Source organism: Chryseobacterium oranimense (genome assembly GCF_900129755.1).
GTDB classification, from domain to species: domain Bacteria; phylum Bacteroidota; class Bacteroidia; order Flavobacteriales; family Weeksellaceae; genus Chryseobacterium; species Chryseobacterium oranimense.
Genome location: NZ_FQWT01000002.1, coordinates 669936 through 690488 on the forward strand (window position 1 = coordinate 669936; position 20553 = coordinate 690488).

Annotated in this window: 24 protein-coding genes; 13 read left to right on the plus strand and 11 right to left on the minus strand. The window is 38.4% G+C overall.

Annotated elements, in window-relative coordinates; translation table 11 throughout:
• Window positions 1-99: 99 nt before the first annotated feature.
• Window positions 100-978, plus strand: a complete 879-nt coding sequence (locus tag BUB03_RS09455) for a bestrophin family protein (protein WP_073062320.1) — start codon at window positions 100-102, stop codon at window positions 976-978.
• An 8-nt stretch (window positions 979-986) separates the two neighbouring features.
• On the opposite strand, the gene BUB03_RS09460 is transcribed toward BUB03_RS09455, so the two are convergent.
• Entirely contained in the window at window positions 987-1586 is a 600-nt protein-coding gene (locus BUB03_RS09460) for a hypothetical protein (protein WP_040993091.1), read from the minus strand.
• A 55-nt stretch (window positions 1587-1641) separates the two neighbouring features.
• Between BUB03_RS09460 and BUB03_RS09465 the strand changes: the two genes are divergently transcribed.
• The 9 genes from BUB03_RS09465 to BUB03_RS09510 all read left to right on the plus strand — a co-directional run bounded on the left by BUB03_RS09465 (window position 1642) and on the right by BUB03_RS09510 (window position 9711).
• The gene (locus tag BUB03_RS09465) at window positions 1642-2262 is read left to right on the plus strand and encodes a toxin-antitoxin system YwqK family antitoxin (RefSeq protein WP_073062323.1); all 621 of its coding nucleotides are present in this window, start codon (window positions 1642-1644) and stop codon (window positions 2260-2262) included.
• A 5-nt stretch (window positions 2263-2267) separates the two neighbouring features.
• Entirely contained in the window at window positions 2268-2798 is a 531-nt protein-coding gene (locus BUB03_RS09470; RefSeq protein ID WP_073062325.1) for an RNA methyltransferase, read from the plus strand.
• A gap of 262 nt (window positions 2799-3060) precedes the next feature.
• Window positions 3061-3636, plus strand: coding sequence for a CBS domain-containing protein (locus BUB03_RS09475; RefSeq protein ID WP_228374738.1), 576 nt, complete (start codon window positions 3061-3063; stop codon window positions 3634-3636).
• Between the two features lies 1 nt (window position 3637).
• Window positions 3638-4504, plus strand: a complete 867-nt coding sequence (locus tag BUB03_RS09480; RefSeq protein WP_040993083.1) for an NAD kinase — start codon at window positions 3638-3640, stop codon at window positions 4502-4504.
• A 70-nt stretch (window positions 4505-4574) separates the two neighbouring features.
• Window positions 4575-5645, plus strand: coding sequence for a class II fructose-bisphosphate aldolase (gene fbaA, locus BUB03_RS09485; RefSeq protein ID WP_040993081.1), 1071 nt, complete (start codon window positions 4575-4577; stop codon window positions 5643-5645).
• A 92-nt stretch (window positions 5646-5737) separates the two neighbouring features.
• On the plus strand, window positions 5738-6592 hold the full coding sequence (gene accD / locus BUB03_RS09490) for an acetyl-CoA carboxylase, carboxyltransferase subunit beta (protein WP_040993809.1): 855 nt from the start codon (window positions 5738-5740) through the stop codon (window positions 6590-6592).
• Window positions 6593-6646: 54 nt separating this feature from the next.
• Entirely contained in the window at window positions 6647-7156 is a 510-nt protein-coding gene (locus BUB03_RS09495; protein WP_040993079.1) for a DUF6973 domain-containing protein, read from the plus strand.
• Window positions 7157-7354: 198 nt separating this feature from the next.
• Window positions 7355-8758, plus strand: coding sequence for a nucleoside recognition domain-containing protein (locus BUB03_RS09500; protein ID WP_073062327.1), 1404 nt, complete (start codon window positions 7355-7357; stop codon window positions 8756-8758).
• A 560-nt stretch (window positions 8759-9318) separates the two neighbouring features.
• Window positions 9319-9711 carry a hypothetical protein gene (locus tag BUB03_RS09510; protein ID WP_073062333.1) on the plus strand — a complete coding sequence of 131 codons (393 nt, stop codon included), beginning with the start codon at window positions 9319-9321 and terminating at the stop codon, window positions 9709-9711.
• Window positions 9712-9726: 15 nt separating this feature from the next.
• Here BUB03_RS09510 and BUB03_RS09515 read toward each other — a convergent pair whose 3' ends face one another.
• From BUB03_RS09515 to BUB03_RS09530, 4 genes are all read right to left on the minus strand, one after another.
• A complete protein-coding gene (locus BUB03_RS09515; RefSeq protein WP_073062770.1) occupies window positions 9727-10614 on the minus strand; it encodes an energy transducer TonB in 888 nt (295 codons plus the stop codon).
• Window positions 10615-10646: 32 nt separating this feature from the next.
• Window positions 10647-11045 (minus strand): ExbD/TolR family protein, encoded by a 399-nt coding sequence (locus BUB03_RS09520; protein WP_073062335.1) that lies wholly within the window; start codon window positions 11043-11045, stop codon window positions 10647-10649.
• Window positions 11046-11141: 96 nt separating this feature from the next.
• On the minus strand, window positions 11142-11846 hold the full coding sequence (locus BUB03_RS09525) for a MotA/TolQ/ExbB proton channel family protein (RefSeq protein WP_048501511.1): 705 nt from the start codon (window positions 11844-11846) through the stop codon (window positions 11142-11144).
• Window positions 11847-12016: 170 nt separating this feature from the next.
• Complete coding sequence (locus BUB03_RS09530) at window positions 12017-12478, minus strand: hypothetical protein (RefSeq protein ID WP_040993070.1); 462 nt, start codon at window positions 12476-12478, stop codon at window positions 12017-12019.
• A gap of 168 nt (window positions 12479-12646) precedes the next feature.
• Here BUB03_RS09530 and BUB03_RS09535 point away from each other — a divergent pair, with 168 nt between their 5' ends.
• Together BUB03_RS09535 and BUB03_RS09540 are read left to right on the plus strand one after the other, a co-directional pair.
• On the plus strand, window positions 12647-14443 hold the full coding sequence (locus BUB03_RS09535; protein WP_040993806.1) for a DUF885 domain-containing protein: 1797 nt from the start codon (window positions 12647-12649) through the stop codon (window positions 14441-14443).
• A 116-nt stretch (window positions 14444-14559) separates the two neighbouring features.
• The gene (locus BUB03_RS09540; protein WP_073062338.1) at window positions 14560-15006 is read left to right on the plus strand and encodes a DinB family protein; all 447 of its coding nucleotides are present in this window, start codon (window positions 14560-14562) and stop codon (window positions 15004-15006) included.
• An 83-nt stretch (window positions 15007-15089) separates the two neighbouring features.
• On the opposite strand, the gene BUB03_RS09545 is transcribed toward BUB03_RS09540, so the two are convergent.
• The gene (locus BUB03_RS09545; RefSeq protein ID WP_073062340.1) at window positions 15090-15710 is read right to left on the minus strand and encodes an endonuclease III domain-containing protein; all 621 of its coding nucleotides are present in this window, start codon (window positions 15708-15710) and stop codon (window positions 15090-15092) included.
• 33 nt (window positions 15711-15743) lie between these two features.
• Between BUB03_RS09545 and bcp the strand changes: the two genes are divergently transcribed.
• On the plus strand, window positions 15744-16193 hold the full coding sequence (gene bcp, locus BUB03_RS09550) for a thioredoxin-dependent thiol peroxidase (protein WP_073062343.1): 450 nt from the start codon (window positions 15744-15746) through the stop codon (window positions 16191-16193).
• A gap of 115 nt (window positions 16194-16308) precedes the next feature.
• Here bcp and BUB03_RS09555 read toward each other — a convergent pair whose 3' ends face one another.
• Genes BUB03_RS09555 through BUB03_RS09575 form a run of 5 tightly spaced genes read right to left on the minus strand, consistent with a single transcriptional unit; the run spans window position 16309 to window position 20518 of the window.
• On the minus strand, window positions 16309-16842 hold the full coding sequence (locus BUB03_RS09555) for a GNAT family N-acetyltransferase (protein WP_073062346.1): 534 nt from the start codon (window positions 16840-16842) through the stop codon (window positions 16309-16311).
• Window positions 16811-17473, minus strand: coding sequence for a hypothetical protein (locus BUB03_RS09560; RefSeq protein ID WP_073062348.1), 663 nt, complete (start codon window positions 17471-17473; stop codon window positions 16811-16813). Before BUB03_RS09560 ends, BUB03_RS09555 begins: the two co-directional genes overlap by 32 nt.
• A gap of 30 nt (window positions 17474-17503) precedes the next feature.
• Window positions 17504-18586, minus strand: coding sequence for a mannose-1-phosphate guanylyltransferase (locus BUB03_RS09565; protein ID WP_228417819.1), 1083 nt, complete (start codon window positions 18584-18586; stop codon window positions 17504-17506).
• On the minus strand, window positions 18580-19179 hold the full coding sequence (locus tag BUB03_RS09570; RefSeq protein ID WP_040993060.1) for a SprT-like domain-containing protein: 600 nt from the start codon (window positions 19177-19179) through the stop codon (window positions 18580-18582). Before BUB03_RS09570 ends, BUB03_RS09565 begins: the two co-directional genes overlap by 7 nt.
• A 1-nt stretch (window position 19180) precedes the next feature.
• Window positions 19181-20518 (minus strand): TolC family protein, encoded by a 1338-nt coding sequence (locus BUB03_RS09575; protein ID WP_073062351.1) that lies wholly within the window; start codon window positions 20516-20518, stop codon window positions 19181-19183.
• Between the last annotated feature and the right edge of the window lie 35 nt (window positions 20519-20553).

Here is a 20553-nt window from a genome sequence, read left to right on the forward strand (position 1 = left end):
CCTGTAGTAACCCTTTTTTTTCTTACTATCCTGGTTGGTGGGTTCTCGTAAAGAACAGATAAAACGAAAAAAATTATCTTTGTAAGACCAAGAGAATTTATGAGAGTTTACAATACCAAGCATTTCCTGAAGATCCTTTTCAGTATGCACAAAAGCGATACCATGAAGATCCTTTTTCCAACGATGATCCTGGTGGGGCTTTACTCGTGGGGAATTCAGTACCTGGAAGTGGAATACCTTCACCTTACTGCAAAATCAGGGGTCAGTAATGTGGGAATGATCCACTCCCTACTGGGTTTTGTATTGTCGCTGCTGCTGGTTTTCAGAACGAATACTGCGTACGACAGATGGTGGGAAGGCAGGAAATTATGGGGAAAACTGGTGAATGACACCCGGAATTTCGCGGTAAAAATCAATACTATTTTAGGAGAGAATCGCGAGGATGCAGAACAGATAGCACGGTACCTAAAATATTTCCCGCATTTCCTTGCCAAGCATCTTTCCAAGGAATCCACAAGATTAGCTTTGGATGAAGATTATTCTGAAATAGAAAAATCGCTGAAACATCATGGTCCCAGTGAAATTGTTATTCTTTTGACCCATAAACTGAATCAGCTGAAAAAAGAAGGAAAGATCTCGGATATCGAAATGTTGTATCTTGACACTCAGCTTTCAGGTTTTCTGGATGTCTGCGGAGGCTGTGAGAGAATAAAAAATACACCTATTCCCTACTCTTATTCTTCGTTTGTAAAAAAATTCATCATCTTATATGTCCTGGCCCTGCCGGTCGCCTATGTTATCACAATCGGGCTCCTGATGATCCCGCTTACGGTTTTCGTTTATTACGTTCTGATGAGTCTGGAGCTGATCGCCGAAGAAATTGAAGATCCTTTCAATAATGATGAAAATGATATTCCTATGGAAGCTTTGGCTCAAAACATTGAGAGAAGCGTCCATCAGATCATGGGTTTAAAGTAAGAAAGCTCTTAGAGATTGATTTCTTTCAGCTCGCCGTCTTCTTTTATTTCCACAAATTTACTTTCACGGTTGGCAGCGGAATAACCATAGAAAAAAGTCTGGTATATCGGGGTGGAATACAGATAACCTCCATAGGCATTGTAGGCATCCGATGTTCCTGTTTGCTGCTGATAGCTTGCTGTTGCAGTAAAATTAACGATGGTTTCGAGGTAATATTTTCCCGGCTTCAGTTTTTCAAATTTAAACCTTCCGTAATCATCTGTTAAAGCTTCCAATCTGTATTTAAAAGCCTCTTCCGACATGTATACGGTCGTTTTCTTATTCTCATACTTTCTTCTCATGCTGTAAAACTCATCAAAATAAGGAGTCACAGGAAAAAGCATGACAACTGTTCCCTTTGGAGCATAATGTTTTGCGCCAAGAAGAGGTTTGATTCCCCAATTATTTTTCTGTTTCGTGGAGGCTACTCCTTCTATCGTAGAATTTCCAAAGCTGAGCATTTCACGGGCCATCTTTTTATCAAAAAAGGCCTGCGGATAATAAGTATTCTGTGCCTGTGAACATATAAAAGTAAATACCGGCAGCAGTAAAGTGAGTATTTTTTTCATGTTAATAATTTAAATCAAATATAAGTATTTTGCTATTTTTGAAATAAAAATATCTATGAAATACTTTTTTCTGCTGTTAATGGCCGCATCATCATGGGCTACAGCACAAAAACCATGCGGATTCAAAGACGGACTGCAGGAAGGATCCTGTAAAGATTTCTACGAAAACGGGCAGGTAAAGCAGGTGGTGGAATGGAAAAAAGGTAAAATAGACGGTGAGGCCGTTTATTATTACGACAACGGAAAAGTACAGGCCAAAGGAGAAAATAAAAAGGGTTATAAAGTAAAAGAATGGTCCTACTATGATAAAAATGGTGTCCTTACTTCCAAAGAAGTTTTCAGAAACGGTGAAAAAAACGTATATGATGATAGTTCTACCGCTACTTTTTACTCTCCGGCCGGCAAAATAACCGAAATTTCCAACTACAGACTTGGAAAACTTCACGGTGAAACCAAACTATTCCATGAGGACGGAAAAACGCCAAAACAGGTTGGCCAGTATGAAAACGGTCTGGCTGTGGGAAAATGGAAAGCGCTTTATCCATCAGGAAAAGTACAGCGTGAAACAGAATTTGCCAACGATAAATGGAACGGGACCCGGGTTCATTACCGTGAAGACGGAAGCATAGAAAAGACTGAGGTCTACAAAGACGGAAAATTAATCTCAACAAAATAAAACAATTGGTACAAAAACTAAAACTGGAAGAACTTAACAGGATAGATGTGGAAACATTTAAGAAAGTTGAGAAAATTCCATTGGTCATTATTTTAGACAATCTAAGGAGCATGCACAATGTGGGAGCATCTTTCAGAACGGCAGATGCTTTTCTGATCGAAAAAATAATTCTCTGCGGGATTACCCCTCAGCCCCCACACCGCGAGATCCATAAAGCGGCACTTGGAGCCACGGAAAGTGTAGATTGGGGGCATGAAAGCGATATCAACACTGCGATAAGTGATTACAAAAGCCGCGGATACGAAATCATAGGCATTGAACAAACCACGGACAGCATCATGATTACCGATTTCAGCATCGACAAATCAAAAAAATATGCACTGATCCTAGGGAATGAAGTGGAAGGAATAAGTGATGAGGCACTGCCGAATATTGACACCTTTCTTGAAATTCCTCAGCTTGGAACAAAGCACTCTCTGAACGTAAGCGTATGCGGCGGAATCGTGATGTGGGAGTTCGCAAAAGCCCTAAAATAAAAAAACTGCATATGTCCTTAAAAGACAGTGCAGTTTGAAATAAATCTAATAAAAAGTAAAAATGAAAGGCGACAAAGGTACCTTTTTTTTCTTTACAAACAAATTTTAACATCATTTTTTTTATTTTTCCCGAAAAAAAGTGATATTTTGAGAAAAAGTTTCATTTAATTTTTTATAAATTAGCACAATGTTTATCAAGGATTATATCTCAAAAGACTTTCCGTGTTTTAGCCTTACTGACTCAATAGAATCAGCAAGGAATATGTTAGAGGATTTTGGATATTCCCATATTTTCATTAAAAAATCCCATCATTTCTACGGAGCAATTGCAGAAGATTTTCTTTATGAAGATGACGGGATATTGAAGGATCTTGAACACCAGATCGAGCGCTTTGCCATTCTGGAAGACAATAATATCATGGACAGCATCCGTCTGTTCTATACCTTCAATGCCAATGTGATTCCGGTGATCAATAAGAACGAAAAATATCTCGGGTATATTACCTGTGAGGATATTTTTCAGAATCTTTCCAGGTATCCCCTGTTTTCAGAAACGGGAGCTATTCTTACCATAGAAACTCCGGCCAGAAAGTATTCGATGACGGAAATCGCCAATATTGTGGAAAGTAACAACTCGAAGTTCTATGGCGGATTCATCACTTTAATGTCCGATGAAGTAATCCAGGTAACCATTAAGATCAGCAATGAAAACCTCTCTTCGATAGACGCTACTTTTGACCGCTACGATTATAGAATTGTTGAAAAATACTATTCTGATGAAAAATCGGATCTGTTTAAGGACAGGTTTGGGTTTTTCCAAAAATTCATAGAAATATAACATGAAGGCAGCCATATATTCTCAGAAAAAAGACCTCGATACTTTTTTATATTTAAGCAAGTTTATCTCAGAACTTGAAACCAGAGGCGTAAAATCTGTTCTGTATGATGAAATGGCTGAAGCGCTTCAGTTCTCAAAGATATTTGAAACATTCAACAGCAAGCAGGACCTTCTGGACAAAGAAGTAGACCTTTTTTTCACTTTCGGAGGCGATGGAACGATCGTGAATTCATTAACCTTCATTGAAGACCTGGAAATACCGATTGTCGGTGTAAATACCGGGAGATTAGGTTTTTTGGCAAGCTTTACCAAAGAAGAAGCCTTCAAAGAACTTGATGCTATCCTGAAAGGGGACGTGAAAACAAGCCGCCGTGCCGTAATTGAGGTTGTTTCCCCAAAATCGGATGATTTTTTCCCGTATGCACTGAATGATGTTACCGTATCCAGAAAAGAAACCACTTCCATGATTACGGTGGATTCCTATATCAATGACGAATTTTTAAATGTATTCTGGGGAGATGGAGTAATTGTTTCCACACCTACGGGTTCCACAGCTTATTCTTTAAGCTGCGGCGGACCGATTATCTCTCCGAATAACGAAAATTTCGTTATCACTCCTATCGCTCCGCACAACCTGAACGTACGTCCATTGGTTGTCAATGACAGGGTAGAAATAAAATTTAAAGTAGAAAGCAGAGTACCGCAGTATTCTCTTTCGCTGGACTCACGACTGGTCCATATAGAAACCGACAAAGAAATTATCATCAAAAAGGCCGCTTTTCAGATTCTTCTGGTACAGCCGAACCATTTAAGCTTCTACGAAACGATCCGCCAGAAGCTGCTTTGGGGCAGAGACAAAAGAAATTAGTAATTCCTCAAAAATGATTACCTTTACAGGAATTTTAAAACGCCTAATAATTTAAAATAAAAAGTAAAACATGAGCAGAATTTTTCCGGCAGGAGTTGCCACAGGTCAATTAGTTACTGATATTTTTCAGTATGCCAAAGAAAACAAATTTGCACTGCCTGCAGTAAACGTAATTGGTTCAAGCAATGTAAATGCTGTAATGGAAACCGCAGCGAAATTAAACTCTCCTGTCATCATCCAGTTTTCAAACGGCGGAGCTGCTTTTAACGCAGGAAAAGGATTAAGCAATGACGGTCAGAAAGCAGCGATTTTAGGATCTATTGCCGGGGCTAAACATATTCATACTCTTGCAGAAGCTTACGGAGCTACTGTTATTTTACATACAGACCACTGTGCAAAGAAACTGTTGCCTTGGATCGACGGGTTATTAGATGCAAGTGAAGAGCATTATAAGCAGACCGGAAAATCTCTTTATTCTTCTCATATGCTTGATCTTTCTGAAGAATCTCTGGAAGAAAACCTTGAAATCTCTACCAAATACTTCGAAAGAATGGCTAAAATGCAGATGACATTAGAAGTAGAGATCGGAGTTACAGGTGGTGAGGAAGACGGAGTTGATAATTCAGATGTTGATAACTCTAAATTATACACTCAGCCTGAAGATATCGCTTACACTTACGAAAAATTAAAAGCGATTTCCGACAATTTTACTATTGCAGCAGCATTTGGTAACGTACACGGAGTTTACAAGCCAGGAAACGTAGTTCTTACGCCAAAAATTCTTGACAATTCTCAGAAATACGTTCAGGAAAAATTCGGAACAGCGGCTAAGCCGGTAAACTTTGTATTCCACGGAGGTTCAGGATCTACTTTGGAAGAGATCAGAGAAGCGATCGACTACGGAGTTATCAAAATGAATATTGACACTGACCTTCAGTTCGCTTACACAGAAGGAGTTAGAGACTATATGGTTAACAATATTGATTATTTAAGATCTCAGATCGGAAACCCAGAAGGAGAAGAAAAACCAAACAAAAAATTCTATGACCCAAGAGTTTGGGTAAGAAAAGGTGAGGAAACTTTCTCTACAAGACTGGTTAAAGCGTTTGAAGACTTAAATAACGTAAATACTTTAAAATAAGAACTGTACATTTGTATTAATGTAAAAAGTATTCATAAATGGGTACAGTTTACATTAATACATTTTACATTTATACCCCTAATACAATCAAAATGGCATTCGACTGGTTTAAAAGAAAAGCAAAAAACATTACCACCTCTACTGATGAAAAAAAGGATGTTCCCAAAGGCCTTTGGCATCAGACTCCATCAGGAAAAATAGTGGAGCATGATGAACTGAGAAGAAACAATTACGTTTCTCCTGAAGACGGATTTCATGTAAGAATAGGAAGTGCAGAATTTTTTGACATCCTTTTTGACGAAGGTAAGTTCACTGAACTGGATGCCAATGTTGAAAGTATTGACATCTTGAATTTCAAGGATACAAAACCTTATAAAGACCGCTTAAAAGAAGTAAAAGCAAAAACAAAGCTTACAGATTCCATCAGAAATGCAGTAGGAACTGTAAAAGGAACTGAAATGGTAGTTTCGTGTATGGATTTTGCTTTTATCGGTGGATCTTTAGGTTCTGTAATGGGTGAAAAGATCAGAAGAGCGGTGGATTACTGTATTGCCAATAAACTTCCGTACATGATCATCTGCCAGTCCGGAGGAGCAAGAATGCAGGAAGCAACCTACTCCCTGATGCAGCTTGCCAAAGTACAGGCTAAGCTTGCCCAGCTATCTGAAGCAGGACTTTTATACATTGCTTACCTGTGTGATCCTACTTTTGGAGGAATTACAGCGTCTTTTGCTATGACAGCAGACATTATCATGGCTGAACCAGGGGCACTGATTGGTTTTGCGGGCCCAAGAGTAATCCGTGAAACAATCGGAAGAGATCTTCCTGAAGGTTTCCAGACTTCTGAATTCTTACAGGAAAAAGGATTTGTAGATTTCATTGTAAAAAGAACAGAAATTAAAGATACGGTAGCTAAAACAGTCAATTTATTGGCTGTAAATGCTTAAGATCTGTAACAAACACTATACAATCTCTCTCTAATTAGGGAGAGATTTTTATTTATGAGGACTTTTAAGATATTTTTTAATGCCATCCGTAGCATGAGCCTGAAAAAGATCATGCGTCTTTTATCGCTCCTTCTTCCCCATCCCATTTTTGCAATACTAAGCTTCTATGCAACGGTACAAACCTTTAGCATTGCCCAGAAAAAATTCCCGAAAACAGCCTCTAACAATGGTATTGGGAATGCCTACAGACATGCATTATGGTGCTGTTTCATTATGATGTACTGCTGCAAAGTCTCCTCACCCCAAAAAGCATTGGATTTCTGTAAAAGGTTAACGGATATGCATGAAGAACTCTTCCCCAATGAGCCTTTGGAAACCAAAATGGACCTTCACAACAACAAATTCGGGATGGATTATTTCATGGAACTGCTTCCGGGAATACACCGACAGTTTTTTGAAAAAGGTTTTTTTATCGATAGCCTGGAAAAGAAGATGGCTGATGCAAAAGTTTTGAAGAGCGTGGATGATGATTTTGAAGGGCATCTGGTTTATCTAAAGGACTAAAAATAGAACTCTTCAACTCTGCCCAACATGGCACAAGTAAATTATTACCCTCATATAGAGGCTGTTAGTATTAGCACTGTCCTGCTGAGCGAAGTCGAAGCATTTCGTAAATATTTTGAAATAAAGAGTCTTACAATAAAAGTTTTTTCAAGTTTTACATTTAATTTATTATCTTTTCTAAAATTTTAATTTAAACGAATGGTCCTCAGCAGAATTTGGTCGGCTTTTATTATCATTGCCATTGCCATAGCCAGTATTAAATACGTTTCGTCAGACCACTACAAAACCATCTTTAATGATATGGTGGTAGGAAAAGGCGGTGACACGGTTCAGATCGCTTCACAGCCCATGAATATGCTCACTCCGGTTGTACGGGACAGCCTGATGAAAAAAAATGACTTTGCAGACAGCAGGATCCATTATAAAACAGATTCTTTAAAGCAAAACGTAAAGGTCTACCGCGTTCAGGAAGCAGATGGAGTAATAGGGACTTCAGAAACAGCAGTAAAGATCTGTATCGGTCTCATCGGAATTATGACCCTGTTCATGGGATTCATGAGTATTGCTGAAAAAGCAGGAGGAATTAATCTTTTAAGCCGTTTTATACAGCCTTTTTTCTCAAAACTATTTCCCGACATTCCTAAAAATCACCCGGCTTTCGGACATATGCTGATGAATTTCAGCGCCAATCTCCTGGGACTTGACAATGCCGCTACTCCATTTGGACTAAAGGTTATGGAAAGCTTACAAACTTTAAACCCCAATAAAGATACAGCCAGCAATTCACAGATTATGTTTCTGTGTCTCCATGCAGGAGGAATGACACTGATACCAGTTTCCATTATTGCAATAAGGGCCTCAATGGGATCTAAAACCCCTACCGATATTTTTCTTCCATGTATGATTGCCACTTTTGCAGCAACATTGGCAGCAATGATTATTGTTTCTTTATATCAGAAAATCAATTTATTAAAACCTGTTGTTCTTGCTTATGTAGGCGGGATTTCAGCTGTTATTGCACTTCTGGTTGTTTACCTTGTTCAATTAAGCAAAGATGAACTGGATACTTTCAGTAAAGTTTTAAGTAATGGACTGATTCTCTTTATCTTCCTCGCCATAGTACTGGGGGCGGTTTATAAAAAAATCAATGTTTTCGATGCATTTATTGAAGGGGCAAAAGAAGGGTTCACAACCTGTGTCAAGATTATTCCTTATCTGGTTGGAATGTTAATCGCTATTTCTCTTTTAAGAACTTCCGGTGTTTTTGATGTTATCATAGACGGTATGAAGTGGGTAGCCAACACAGCCGGTTTTGATCCAAGATTTGTGGATGGTCTTCCAACGGCATTAATCAAACCTCTTTCGGGTTCCGGAGCCAGAGGAATGATGGTGGATACGATGTCAACTTTCGGGGCAGATAGTTTTCAGGGGAAACTTGCGGCAGTTCTTCAGGGAAGCTCAGATACGACGTTTTACGTGATCGCTGTTTATTTCGGGGCTGTAGCCGTGAAGAATACAAGATACACGGTAATTGCCATGCTTCTGGCGGATTTAGTGGGTGTTATTGTTTCAATTGCACTGGCGTATTTGTTTTTTGCTTAAGTTTATATTAATTTAAAACGAAACCGTTTAAGTTGAAAAATATAAAATTTGGATTCTTTCTAAAATCTTTGAGTTTATATGAAATAGTTTTACTGAGCCTATTTCTACTCATCGAAATTCTAGTTTATTATCTGGAATTTAATCGAATTCATCTTGAAATTATAAAAATTATAGGTTCAATAATAGTCGTTGCTCTTTGGTGGATACCAATTTCCACTCCTTTATCAGAAAAATTCAGAAACATATATTTTTCTCTATTTTGGTTGGTAATTTGTACGTTATGGGTAATAATACAAAAAGATCATGTAACTTCTATTTTACCACTTTTAGCTTTTGTATTCGTACAAATTATTCGTTTCGTTTTTAAATGGATCTATAAAACAGAACCAATCCCTTTACTCGTCAGCAAATCTCCACATCATAGATATAGCAAAATAGAGAATAGAAAATCCAACCAAAATGATTTCATTTATAGTTTGGTAGTTTTTCTTGTCGGTTCTTTCTTGTCTATTGTAATTTCTTTAGATTAGCAGACCATTAGCAATAAATTAAACTCAATTATGATCACAGATAAAGAATTCACGTTAAGATTAATACGCCAGTTAACTCAAGCACTGGAAAAACTTATTTTAGACAAGCCTGAAGAAAGTTTAATGCAGAAAGAATTGGATTTTGATTCTTTAATGAGAGATATTTTCAAATTTGATTTTACTGCACTTTCAGCAAAAACAAAAGAAGAAATTATAGAAATCGTTAATGAGAGGCAGGAAAGAGATCATAAAGATTATTATGAAATGCTGGGTAACCTTTTCTATTTTAAAGGCAAGCAGGATGCTAATAATGAGTTTTTAGACAAAGCAAAAACGTTCTACGAGTTGTATCTCCAGACGAGCGGTATTTTCGCACTGCCGGTAATCAACAGAATTAATGAAATAAAAAAAGCACTTGAGTAAAGTGCTTTTGTATTTTTAGAAAGTTATTTTATAAGTTCCTGTGGAGGAAGTGCTTGCTTTTTCAGCTTTCACATATTTCTTAACCCATGCTATCGCATTCGATGTAATGCAGGGATCGGATGTTCCACCTGATCTTTTTGCTGAAACTACATTTCCGGCCTTATCCACAGTGTAAGCAACTGTAATTGTACCGCTTGATTTACAGCTGTTTGCAGGCTGTTCTCCACCTCTTCCCATGGTTCCAGGAATATATCCTACCAGTTTTCTGTCAATTCCCACTTTACTGTCTCCGTTTCCGTCACCTCCTAAAGGATCTCCGGCATTTCCTATACCGGTTCCTGTACCCTGGCTTCCTGCTTTTGTTCCTCGCCCTCTGATCAGGTTTCCGATGGCGGCATTTCCTTTTCCGTCGCCATTTCCAGTTTTGGAATTAGCTGTTGTTGCGCCCGATTTTTTAGTAGTTTTTGAAGCGCTTGAACTTGTTGAAGTCTTTTTATCTGTCTTTTTTGATTCCTCTTTCTTAGGAACGCTTACTTTTGAATTGTTCCCTGTCAGCACTTTTTCCTTTACCTCTGTTTTTTTTGGTTCTGGTGCCGGTTCTGGTTTTATGACCGTTTTTGTTTCCGGAACAGGGGTTTCTGCCGGCTCAGGGTTTACTTCTTCCGTAGCAGCAGCTAAACTTCCCGGCTGATCGGCAGGTTCTTCAATACCGTTTCCATTCCTGTTGTCTCCGAAGTTAACAAGCATTGTTGTGATCACTTCATCTTTCTGCTTATCCAGCTCCGGCTTCAATTTATAAAGAAAAACAAAAAGTAAAATTGCAGACCAGATAAGGATAGAAAGTAAGGCACTTTTTATCCTGTCTTTGTTTTGCTCGTCTTTGTTTACTGTATAACCTCTCATTTCAAATGGTTCTTTCCGGCTGGCCGGAGGCATTATTTATCTTTAACGGTTGCAATCGCAATATTAAATTTATTCTTTTCAGCAATTTCCATTACAAAAACAACATCTTTATGCATGGTATTTTCATCTGCCCGTATGGTAAAAGATTTGTTGGTCTGACCTGTTAGTTTACTGACAATCAACGATTCAAGCTGATCTCTCGTCACCGGGCTGTCATCTACAAAATAAGATCCATCCGGTTTGATACTCACTGTCAAAGGATTAGGAATATTATCTTCCACGGCCCCGGCTTTTGGCAACTTTACATCAATCGCACTTTGATTGGCGGCTGATGAAGTGATCATAAAGAATATCAGCATCAGCAAGATAACATCGGTCATCGCTGCCAGACTGAATTCGGGATTCGCTTTATTTCTTCTCTGAATTTTCATCTGTTTATATTTATTTTTTTAATGGTCAGATGGAATCGCTTGATCCATTAGTCTTTGAAAGAAAAATATCTTTGTAAGCGATTTCATAACGAAGATTTATAAAGGTTTGTTGATAAGGTCTAAAAATTCCCCTGACATATTCTGAGCTTTCAGTACAAACTTATCAATTCTGGTCAGAAGAATATTATAGAAAAAGTTAGCAGGGATAGCTACAGCCAAACCTACCGCCGTTTGCCCTAATGCTGTATAAATACCTTCAGACAATGTTTTAGGTGAGAAAGATCCAGTTGCATGGGAAAGATTGAAAAAGGCGATGATCATCCCGATAACCGTTCCCAAAAGTCCTAACATTGGAGCAATACTTGGTACTACAGCCAGAAGGTTCAGGTTTTTCTCCATGTTGGCTACCTCTACCTGGGCCTGGGATTCCATTGCACTTACAATATCTGAAACAGGGCGTCCAAGCCTTGAAATTCCTTTTTCCAGGATTCTGCCTTCAGGAGAATTCTGTCTTTTACAGTAATCTGCGGCAGATTCTATTTTACCTTCTTTGATAAAATCTTCAATATTATCCATGAAGTTGGCATCTGTTTTTGAAGTCAGCCTTTTGATAAAGAAAAAGCGCTCAAAAAACAGGTACAGTGAAAATACACCCAAAGCCAAAACGGTAACCATCACTATTTTAGCGAAAGCCCCTCCGTGGAACATGATCTTCCAAAATGAAAATTCTAAATCGTCTGTTGCAACTGCAGGAGCAGTAATCTGTGCAAATAAAATCTGAGTAAGTTCCGTTAACAGCATTAATGTGAATTTTTATAAAAATTTAACGACAAATGTAGTGGAATATTATGAATTGCTCTCTTAAAAATTGCTTAAAAACAACTTAAAATTTGTTATGACTGGAAAACAGCAAATTTCTTTCCAAAAGAAGATTTGAAAAGAAATTTGTTATTAAAATAATGAGAAAACGGTTAGTCTTCGTCTATATTAATATCGTCCTGCTTGAATTCGCATTTTAACCGGAATGGGATCGGTGTCTCTGATCCTGTATAGAAATCGTCGATAGTTCCTTTCCAGATTACCTGAAGCTCATCCTCTTCATTTTTCTCAAACAAAAGCTCATTATCATAGATAAAGGCTTCTTCGTCATCGAACAGATCCACTTCTGTGTAGGTTTCTTCATCAGAATCATTGATTTTGATTGTTTTTCCCTCAATCTCCTTCGATTCAATGGGAAAATCAAAAATTTCAAGTGAAAGCTGCGGAAAGTTGTACTGTAATGAATCATCATCTACATGATCCAAACTGTCATCCGTTATAATTTCAACCTCAAGAAAATGCTGCTGGTTGCTGTAGACCGCTTTACAATAAGTATTTCTAATATTGTATTTTAAGGTCTCCTCCGGATGGTAAATTTTTAAAATCCCTTTCATTATTTCTTAAAAAAGAGCTGTAATAATATGATTGTTAAATGTTTTAGACAAAGATAAAAAATTGATTCAAAGTTGAAAATATTTTGAAAATTATTTTTTTAAATCATTATGATTGAGTATTCCGTATATGCCAATAATACTTACTTTTGTCTCATAAAGATTCTGAAAATGAAAAACATTTTATCAAAAGGCATTTTAGGACTGGGACTGGTAATCAGCCTGGCATCCTGTAAAAAATCTGATTCTCCGCTGACGAAGGTAACTCCTACGAATCTGGATTCTATTGCATCCAACTATTATGAGCAGTATCTTAAACTATATCCTTTAGAGGCTACCTCTCAGGGAGATACGAGATATAATGACCAGCTTCCTATCAATATAGACAGAGATTTTATTTCCGGAGAGGTGGCTTTCTACAACTCGGTTCAGAAGCAGCTGGAAAGTGTTGACTATAAGAATCTTTCGGATGATGAAAAAGTGGTTTATGACGTCCTGGACTATACTTTAAAAGATAAAATCGAGGCATATGCCTATCATCCGGAATATATTCCTTTTACCCAGTTTGGAGGACTCCCGCTGAGTTTCCCTCTATATGGAAGCGGAGAAGGAAGCCAGCCTTTCAAAACTGAAAAAGACTACAGTGACTGGCTGAAAAGAATGGAAAAATTCCCGGACTGGATGAATGCAGCAGCAGATAACTTCCGTGAAGGAATCAATAATAAAATCGTTCTTCCTAAAAAACTGGTGGTTAAAATGATCCCCCAGATGAAAGCTGAAGAGATTACGACAACTGATATGACCAAAAATATTTTCTATGGTCCTATCAGAAATTTCCCCAAAAATCTTACAAAAGCCCAGAAAGATAAATATTCAGCTTTATATGCTGATGCTATTACCAAAAAGATCATTCCGGCTTACACCAAAATGGGTGCATTTCTGGAGAAGGAATATCTTCCTAAAGCCCGCGATACTGATGGGTATAACAGTCTGCCGAATGGAAAGGAAATTTATAGATATTATGCTAAAAGCTGGACTACAACCAAGAAAACACCTGAAGAGATCAATAAAATTGGCCTGCAACAGGTAGCCATGCTCCGCGCAGAGATGGAAAAAGTAAAGCAACAGGTAGGTTTTACAGGAACACTGGAAGAGTTTATCAATTCTGTGAAAACAGATCCTAAAGCTATGCCTTACAAAACTTCTAAGGAGGTTCTGAACGGATTTAATGATATTTTAGCGAAAATCACTCCAAAGCTGAAAACCATGTTCAGTGTAACTCCTAAAACGAAATTTGAAATCAGGCAAACGGAAAAATTCAGGGAAGCAAGTGCAAGTGCGGAATATATTCAGGGAACTCCTGATGGGAAAAGACCGGGAATATTTTACATCCCGCTTCCGGATCCTTCCAAGTTCAATGTAACTTCCGGAATGGAATCTCTTTTTCTTCATGAGGCTATTCCCGGGCATCATTATCAGGTTTCGCTGCAACAGGAGAATACAAAACTTCCGAAGTTTATGAGGTTTGGATGGTTCGGAGCTTATGGAGAAGGCTGGGCGCATTATTGTGAAACTTTAGGTCCTGAATTTGGCCTTTACACAGATCCTTACCAGAAAATGGGTTACCTGAGCGACCAGATGCTGAGAGCGGTAAGATTGGTTGTAGATACAGGAATCCACACCGGAACCATGAGCAGAGAAGATGCCATTAAATACTTCCTGAGCAATATTTCTTATGATGAAGCCGGCGCTACTGCGGAAGTAGAGAGATATATGGCCATGCCGGGACAGGCTCTAGGCTACAAAATCGGATCGCTTCGCATCCGTGAGCTTAGAGAACAGTATCAGAAAGAGCTTGGAAAGAAGTTTAATCTTGCCAGCTTTCATGATGAGATCTTAAGCCAGGGATGTCTTCCGCTTGATGTTCTGAACAGAAAGATGGAACTTTGGGCGAAGAAACAGAAATAATTTCTTGAAAGATGTAAAATATTAAGGATGGGATAATTAATTTTAATATCCCATCTTTTTTGATTTTGAAAACGATAAAGAGTCAATAAATAGATTTTTAATTTAATTCAATCAGCATGATCATAGAAAGCCTTAAATCACTCTACAACAGAGACTTAAACAAATTAAAAACAGAGATAGAGTCTTACCGGAATGAAACAGCCATCTGGAAAACCGATAAAAACACTTCAAATTCCGCAGGAAATCTCTGTCTTCACCTGGTGGGCAACCTCAATAATTATATAGGTGCAGAGCTCGGTAAAACCGGCTATATCAGGAACAGGGAACTGGAATTCTCATTAAAAGATATTCCTCAGGCAGAACTTATTGAAAAAGTGACGGCAACAGTAGATATGGTAGACGATGTTCTCAGTCAGTTAACCCCTGAAGATCTGGAAAAAGAATATCCTTTGGCTGTTTTCGGAGATACAATGACCACGGGGTATTTTCTTATTCATCTGATTACGCATCTGGATTATCATCTGGGACAGATCAATTATCACAGAAGGCTGTTGGATATCTAATCCTTGCTTAACTACCCTTCTTTTTGCTACGCAAAAATCCACCCCTTCAGTGAATGGGAATTGGTGTAGCCGGAAATATCACCTTATTTTTCAAACATCATTTTTGTAATGAAATCTTTCTCTCCTTTTCCTCTGGCGGGAGAATATTCCCTGCCATAGTAAATGATCTGAAGGTGAAGTTTGTTCCATACTTCTTCCGGAAATATGGCCTTTGCATCTTTCTCCGTTTCTACCACGTTTTTACCTGAAGTGAGCTTCCATTGCGTCATCAGTCTGTGAATGTGCGTATCAACCGGAAAAGCAGGAAATCCGAAACCCTGACTCATGACCACAGAAGCGGTTTTATGACCGACTCCCGGAAGGGCTTCCAGTTCTTCGTAGGTTTGGGGAACGATACCGTTGTGTCTTTCGAGTAGAAGTTCCGCCATTCTTTTAAGGTTTTTGGCTTTGGTATTGGACAGCCCTATTTCTTTGATCAGTTCCTTGATCTGGTATTCTTCAAGTTTGGCCATCCTTTGCGGGGTTCCGGCGACTTCAAAAAGGTGGGGCGTTACCTGATTTACTTTTTTATCCGTTGTCTGTGCAGAAAGTGCTACGGCAACCATCAGGGTATAAGGATCGGTATGATCTAAAGGAATCGGTGTGGTGGGATATAATTTATCCAGTTCTCTCTGAACAAGCTCAGCTCTTTGCTTTTTTGTCATGTAACCATTAAATTTGAACAAAATTAATTCATTATGTTGAAAGTAGGAGATAAATTACCTGAATTTGAAGGAACAAATCAGGATGGAGAAACCATAACCTCATCGAAATTAACCGGGAAAAAACTAGTTGTTTTCTTTTATCCTCAAGCCAATACTCCTACCTGTACTGTAGAAGCCTGTAACTTGAGTGACAATTATTCAAAGCTTGAAAAAGCCGGTTACCAATTGCTTGGAGTAAGCGGAGACAGCGTAAAGAAGCAGAAGAATTTTCATAACAAATTTGCATTTCCTTATGACCTTATTGCCGATGAAAGCCATGATATCATAGAGAAATTCGGCGTTTGGCAGGAAAAGAAAACATTTGGAAAAACCTATATGGGAATTGTAAGAACCACTTTTATCTTTGATGAAAAAGGGATTTGCACAAGAGTGATAGAAAAGGTAACTTCTAAAACAGCGGCGGAACAGATTCTTGAAGGCTAAGAAGGCAAAAAGGCTGAGAAAGCAAAGAAAGTGAATCCGTTAAAAGCGAAAATATGCTTTCTTTGCCTTCTTTACTTTATAAGTTTTCTTTTTCTAGTAGTTTGCCATAAGAAGTTTATTTCGTTTCAAAATACATCAGCTCTTCATCATCATTAGGAAGTGTCACGTAATTTTTGAATTCAAGACCTAACTTTTTGATCAGTTTTTGAGAAGAAAAATTATCTTTTGAGGTGATCGCTGAAATCTTCTTCAAACCAAAGTCATCCATCCCGATAGATTTTACCTTTTGGGCTGCCTCATAAGCGTATCCTTTACCTTCGAACTCTTCCAGCAGGGAGAACCCTATATCCACCACATCCAGTCCTTCCCTTTCAAAGATTCCAACACCTCCGATTTTCTCACCCGTATCTTTGGTAACGACCAGGTAGTTTCCAAAACCTAATTTTTCAAACTGTGGAAGAAATCTGTCCCGGATATAGTTTTCTGCATCGGAAACCGTTTTAAGATTGCGGTCGCCGATATACCTGATAAAGCTGGGCCTGTTGTAAAGCTCAAAAATAAATTCTTTATCCTCCAGAGACATTGGCTGAAGGATCAGTCTTTCCGTTTCGTAAACGTTATTTCCGTTTGGTTGATTTTTTAGGCTCATCTTTGGGTTCTTCTTTTTTCTGGATTTTTAATAGCCTTGGATTATTAGCGCATTTTTTATTGTAAAGCTCAATGTAGGTTCCGTTGTCTTTTACATTGGAAACTGTTCCGGAAGATTTATTGACCGTTAAAGTATAATGCGTTTTCTGGTAAGGACATTCTTTTGAAGTAAGTTTCCCCATATCCAGATAATAGTGGCCCGGATCTTCATAATAATTACCTGCTACATCTTTAAACTCTTCGTCTACCATATATCCGTCGGCCGTCAGTATAATTGCTGCTTCCTCTGCATTGTCTATTTTTCCTGCAAATTTCTTCAGACCTTCAAGATCTGTTATATAATTTGTTTTTCCGCCTGCATTATAGGCAATATAGTAAAAGCTGTCTTCTTCAGGAAACAAATTGAATCCCGAAAACTGAGGGATATAATCTGTTTTTCCACCTGACGTTTTGATTTCCTGGTTCTTTCCGTAGTTGTTATACACCAGGACCCAGGAATCTATTCTGTCATTCGGGATAATCTGCTGCAGAATGTTCGGGATACCGGAAAAGTTTTTCTTGTTCTGGGAATATCCTAAAAATCCCAAAAGCAGAAATATAATGGCTGTTGATCGTGTTGCGGTTTTTATCATAATTCAAAAATCCGTAGAAATATACCCAAATTACATGAATTTATCGCCTTTCTTAAAACTTTTCAGGTCAAGAACATAGTCTTTGATCAGCTGATCGTTATCTCTCGGGCAGATCAGCAGCGCTTTATCCGTATCTACCACAATAAAATTTTCCAATCCGTCAATAATCACGGCCTTGTTATTATTTTTGAGACGGATAATGTTTCCTTTGGAATTATAGTTAAGAAAATGTTTCAGGTTTACAGCATTTTCGTTCTCATCCTTTTCCGTATTCTCATATACGGAAGTCCATGTTCCCAAATCACTCCATCCAAGATCCGACGGAATTACATAAACATTTTTTGCTTTTTCCAGGATACCGTTATCAATAGAAATTTTCTGAACTTTCGGATAAATGGTTTCAATACAGCTGTTTTCTTTTGCAGAATTATATTCACAGGCCATGAAATGCTGCATCATTTCAGGAAGATACAGATCAAATGCATGGTGAATGCTTTTTACATTCCAGATGAAAATCCCGGCATTCCAAAGAAAATCACCACTTTCTAAAAAGCTCTGGGCTATTTCAAGAATAGGCTTTTCCGTAAAGGTTTTTACTTTAAAATAATCGGAACCTTTCTTTTCCACAAACTGGATATATCCGTAGCCGGTATCGGGTCTTGTTGGTGTAATTCCAAGCGTTACCAGGTAATCGTGGCTGGCTGCAAGGTCAAAAGCCAGCTCTACTTTCTCCAGGAATATATCTTCTTTCAGGATCAAATGATCTGCCGGAAGCACGATCATCGTCGCATCCGGATTAATTTCAGCAATCTTATTGGCCATGTACAGGTTACAGGCCGCTGTATTTTTCATCAGAGGTTCTCCCACAATATTCTCTTCAGGAATTTCCGGAAGCTGCTGGTGGGAAAGCGCAACATACTCTTTATTCGTAATGACGAATATCTGTTCTTTAGGAATGATGCGGCTGATTCTGTCATAAGTCTGCTGAATCATGGTACGCCCAGTTCCTAAAATATCCTGAAACTGTTTTGGAAATTTATGTGTACTCATGGGCCAGAACCGGCTACCGATCCCTCCTGCCATAATGACACAGTATCTATCTGATTTTAACATTCTTGCCTACATTTTTCAACCCTAGCCAGAGGCTTGAAAGAATACTTCCTTCCTGTAGCCAGATTCTTACAAAGATAGTTTTTTTTAATCAGACCTTCTAACAAATACTTTTCGTTCCTGTAGATAAAAAATTCTCCTTTTTGAAGCTCTTCAATGAAATGCAGCCTATCGTCTTGTTTTTCAGTATGAAAATATCTTACAAGATCCGGACTGGCCATGAAATTGGCTTTCGGAGATTTTGAAAATCTTATGATGATTGGCCTCAGATCTTCATCGTATACCTCAAGGCTTTCAAGAAGCATATTTCTAAATGTTTCTTTCCATTCATTGCCATGCGGCGATATTCTCCGGCCATACTTTTCAAAGGCGATCAGATGAGCCAGTTCATGCGTAAGGACAAAGAAAAAAAGCGGCGGCGTCAGGGTAGAATTCACCGTTATTTCATGGGAATTATCAGGAAGCTTCCTGTAATCCCCCAGTTTGGAATTCCGGCCTCGCGTAACTTTTATGTGTATATAATAATCAGCGAACCAGACTCTTAGGAATTTATGGGTATTTTGTGGTAAATATTTTTCTAATGACTGGATAGACATTTTACAAAGTTAATGGAATTCCTGAATAGAAGTTCAGCAGTTTAAGACTGAAAAGATAATTATATTTTGCCTGTGCAACCGATCCCTGTGCATTGGCATAGTTATTTCTGGCCACGTTCACATCATAAATGGTAGATCTTCCTGCCGCATAGCTTTTATCTGCAAACTCCAGAGCCAGCTTTGTGCTTTTCTCTGTTTCCAGTGCCGAAAGATAGGTTTCATAATTGGCATCCACATCAAACTGGGCTTTCTGTACATTCTGTCTCACAGTCTGTTTCTGTTGTTCCAGGGTATTTTTGGCAACATTCTGATTGATAACAGACTGTTCTACCTGCAATCTGGTAATCCCTTTGTTGAAAATAGGAATGTTCAGGGAAAGTCCTACATTCTGACCGAAGTTATCTTTATACTGCTTGAAAAAAGAGGGATCATTAACAATGTTCCCAAGCTGGTCATAGTTTTTGCTTAACATATTATTATAGAACGAAGAAATACCGGCACTAGCGGTCAGTGTCGGCCAAAATCCTGTTCTGGTAACTTCTGTCTGTGCTTCAGCAGATTTAATCCTGCTTTCCGCGGCTTTTATCTGAGGCTGGTTCTCATAAGCCGTCGCAAGAACTTCATCTACAGATTTTAGCTGGGAAGGAAGAGTATCTGAAACCGTAACATCCTCTACATCAAAACCTTTATACTCAGGAAGCTGTAAAAGCTGAACAATGGCAAACAATGCTCTTCCCACATTTATTTCTGCCGTTTTCAGATTCTGCTTTTCTCTGGCAAGGGCTGCTTCAGCTTCAGCAAGAACTGTCTGTGCAGTAGTTCCTACCTGGGTCGTTATTTTCGCCCTGTCATATTGCTTCTGGGCATTTTCCACAGCACTTTGGGAGATCTTTACAATCTCTTTATTCAGAAGAACCGTAAGGTACTGCTGAGCGATCTGAAGGGAAATATCGTTTTTGATCGTTTCTATATCGTATTGGCTGGCTTCTACATCAAACTTTATTTTTCTGATATTTTTTTCCAATCTGCCATTATTGTAAAGCAGAACATCCGCACCCAGGTTCGCACTGTTGTTGAACCTGTCATTCCTGATACTTCCCGTACCTAATGGAAGCTGCCCGAAACTCACTGAATTGGACATTCCCGCTGATACAGAAGGCAGGTATTCTTTTTTAGCCATTTTAAGATTGGAATCCTGGATCTGTTTAGAATATTGATTTTGGATAACCTGAAGATTATGTTCCACGGCATAGTCCACACATTCCCTTAAGGACCATTTCTTCTGAGCACTCAGCCCCAGACAACTTAATCCGAAAACGATAATCCAAACTTTTTTCATATTAATAATTTTCCCAATTAGACGAGCCAAATATA

Bases quoted from the DNA above. Each gene is read 5' to 3' on its own strand.
- BUB03_RS09555 (WP_073062346.1), bottom strand. From the start codon at position 16,842: ATGAGCCTAAAAAATCAACCAAACGGAAATAACGTTTACGAAACGGAA.
- BUB03_RS09535 (WP_040993806.1), top strand. From the start codon at position 12,647: ATGAAAAACATTTTATCAAAAGGCATTTTAGGACTGGGACTGGTAATC.
- BUB03_RS09520 (WP_073062335.1), bottom strand. From the start codon at position 11,045: ATGAAAATTCAGAGAAGAAATAAAGCGAATCCCGAATTCAGTCTGGCA.
- BUB03_RS09515 (WP_073062770.1), bottom strand. From the start codon at position 10,614: ATGAGAGGTTATACAGTAAACAAAGACGAGCAAAACAAAGACAGGATA.
- BUB03_RS09545 (WP_073062340.1), bottom strand. From the start codon at position 15,710: ATGACAAAAAAGCAAAGAGCTGAGCTTGTTCAGAGAGAACTGGATAAA.
- BUB03_RS09540 (WP_073062338.1), top strand. From the start codon at position 14,560: ATGATCATAGAAAGCCTTAAATCACTCTACAACAGAGACTTAAACAAA.
- BUB03_RS09560 (WP_073062348.1), bottom strand. From the start codon at position 17,473: ATGATAAAAACCGCAACACGATCAACAGCCATTATATTTCTGCTTTTG.
- BUB03_RS09500 (WP_073062327.1), top strand. From the start codon at position 7,355: ATGGTCCTCAGCAGAATTTGGTCGGCTTTTATTATCATTGCCATTGCC.
- BUB03_RS09525 (WP_048501511.1), bottom strand. From the start codon at position 11,846: ATGCTGTTAACGGAACTTACTCAGATTTTATTTGCACAGATTACTGCT.
- BUB03_RS09495 (WP_040993079.1), top strand. From the start codon at position 6,647: ATGAGGACTTTTAAGATATTTTTTAATGCCATCCGTAGCATGAGCCTG.
- BUB03_RS09475 (WP_228374738.1), top strand. From the start codon at position 3,061: ATGTTAGAGGATTTTGGATATTCCCATATTTTCATTAAAAAATCCCAT.
- BUB03_RS09530 (WP_040993070.1), bottom strand. From the start codon at position 12,478: ATGAAAGGGATTTTAAAAATTTACCATCCGGAGGAGACCTTAAAATAC.
- BUB03_RS09575 (WP_073062351.1), bottom strand. From the start codon at position 20,518: ATGAAAAAAGTTTGGATTATCGTTTTCGGATTAAGTTGTCTGGGGCTG.
- BUB03_RS09460 (WP_040993091.1), bottom strand. From the start codon at position 1,586: ATGAAAAAAATACTCACTTTACTGCTGCCGGTATTTACTTTTATATGT.
- BUB03_RS09565 (WP_228417819.1), bottom strand. From the start codon at position 18,586: ATGTTAAAATCAGATAGATACTGTGTCATTATGGCAGGAGGGATCGGT.
- BUB03_RS09455 (WP_073062320.1), top strand. From the start codon at position 100: ATGAGAGTTTACAATACCAAGCATTTCCTGAAGATCCTTTTCAGTATG.
- BUB03_RS09570 (WP_040993060.1), bottom strand. From the start codon at position 19,179: ATGTCTATCCAGTCATTAGAAAAATATTTACCACAAAATACCCATAAA.
- BUB03_RS09510 (WP_073062333.1), top strand. From the start codon at position 9,319: ATGATCACAGATAAAGAATTCACGTTAAGATTAATACGCCAGTTAACT.
- fbaA (WP_040993081.1), top strand. From the start codon at position 4,575: ATGAGCAGAATTTTTCCGGCAGGAGTTGCCACAGGTCAATTAGTTACT.
- bcp (WP_073062343.1), top strand. From the start codon at position 15,744: ATGTTGAAAGTAGGAGATAAATTACCTGAATTTGAAGGAACAAATCAG.
- BUB03_RS09465 (WP_073062323.1), top strand. From the start codon at position 1,642: ATGAAATACTTTTTTCTGCTGTTAATGGCCGCATCATCATGGGCTACA.
- accD (WP_040993809.1), top strand. From the start codon at position 5,738: ATGGCATTCGACTGGTTTAAAAGAAAAGCAAAAAACATTACCACCTCT.
- BUB03_RS09480 (WP_040993083.1), top strand. From the start codon at position 3,638: ATGAAGGCAGCCATATATTCTCAGAAAAAAGACCTCGATACTTTTTTA.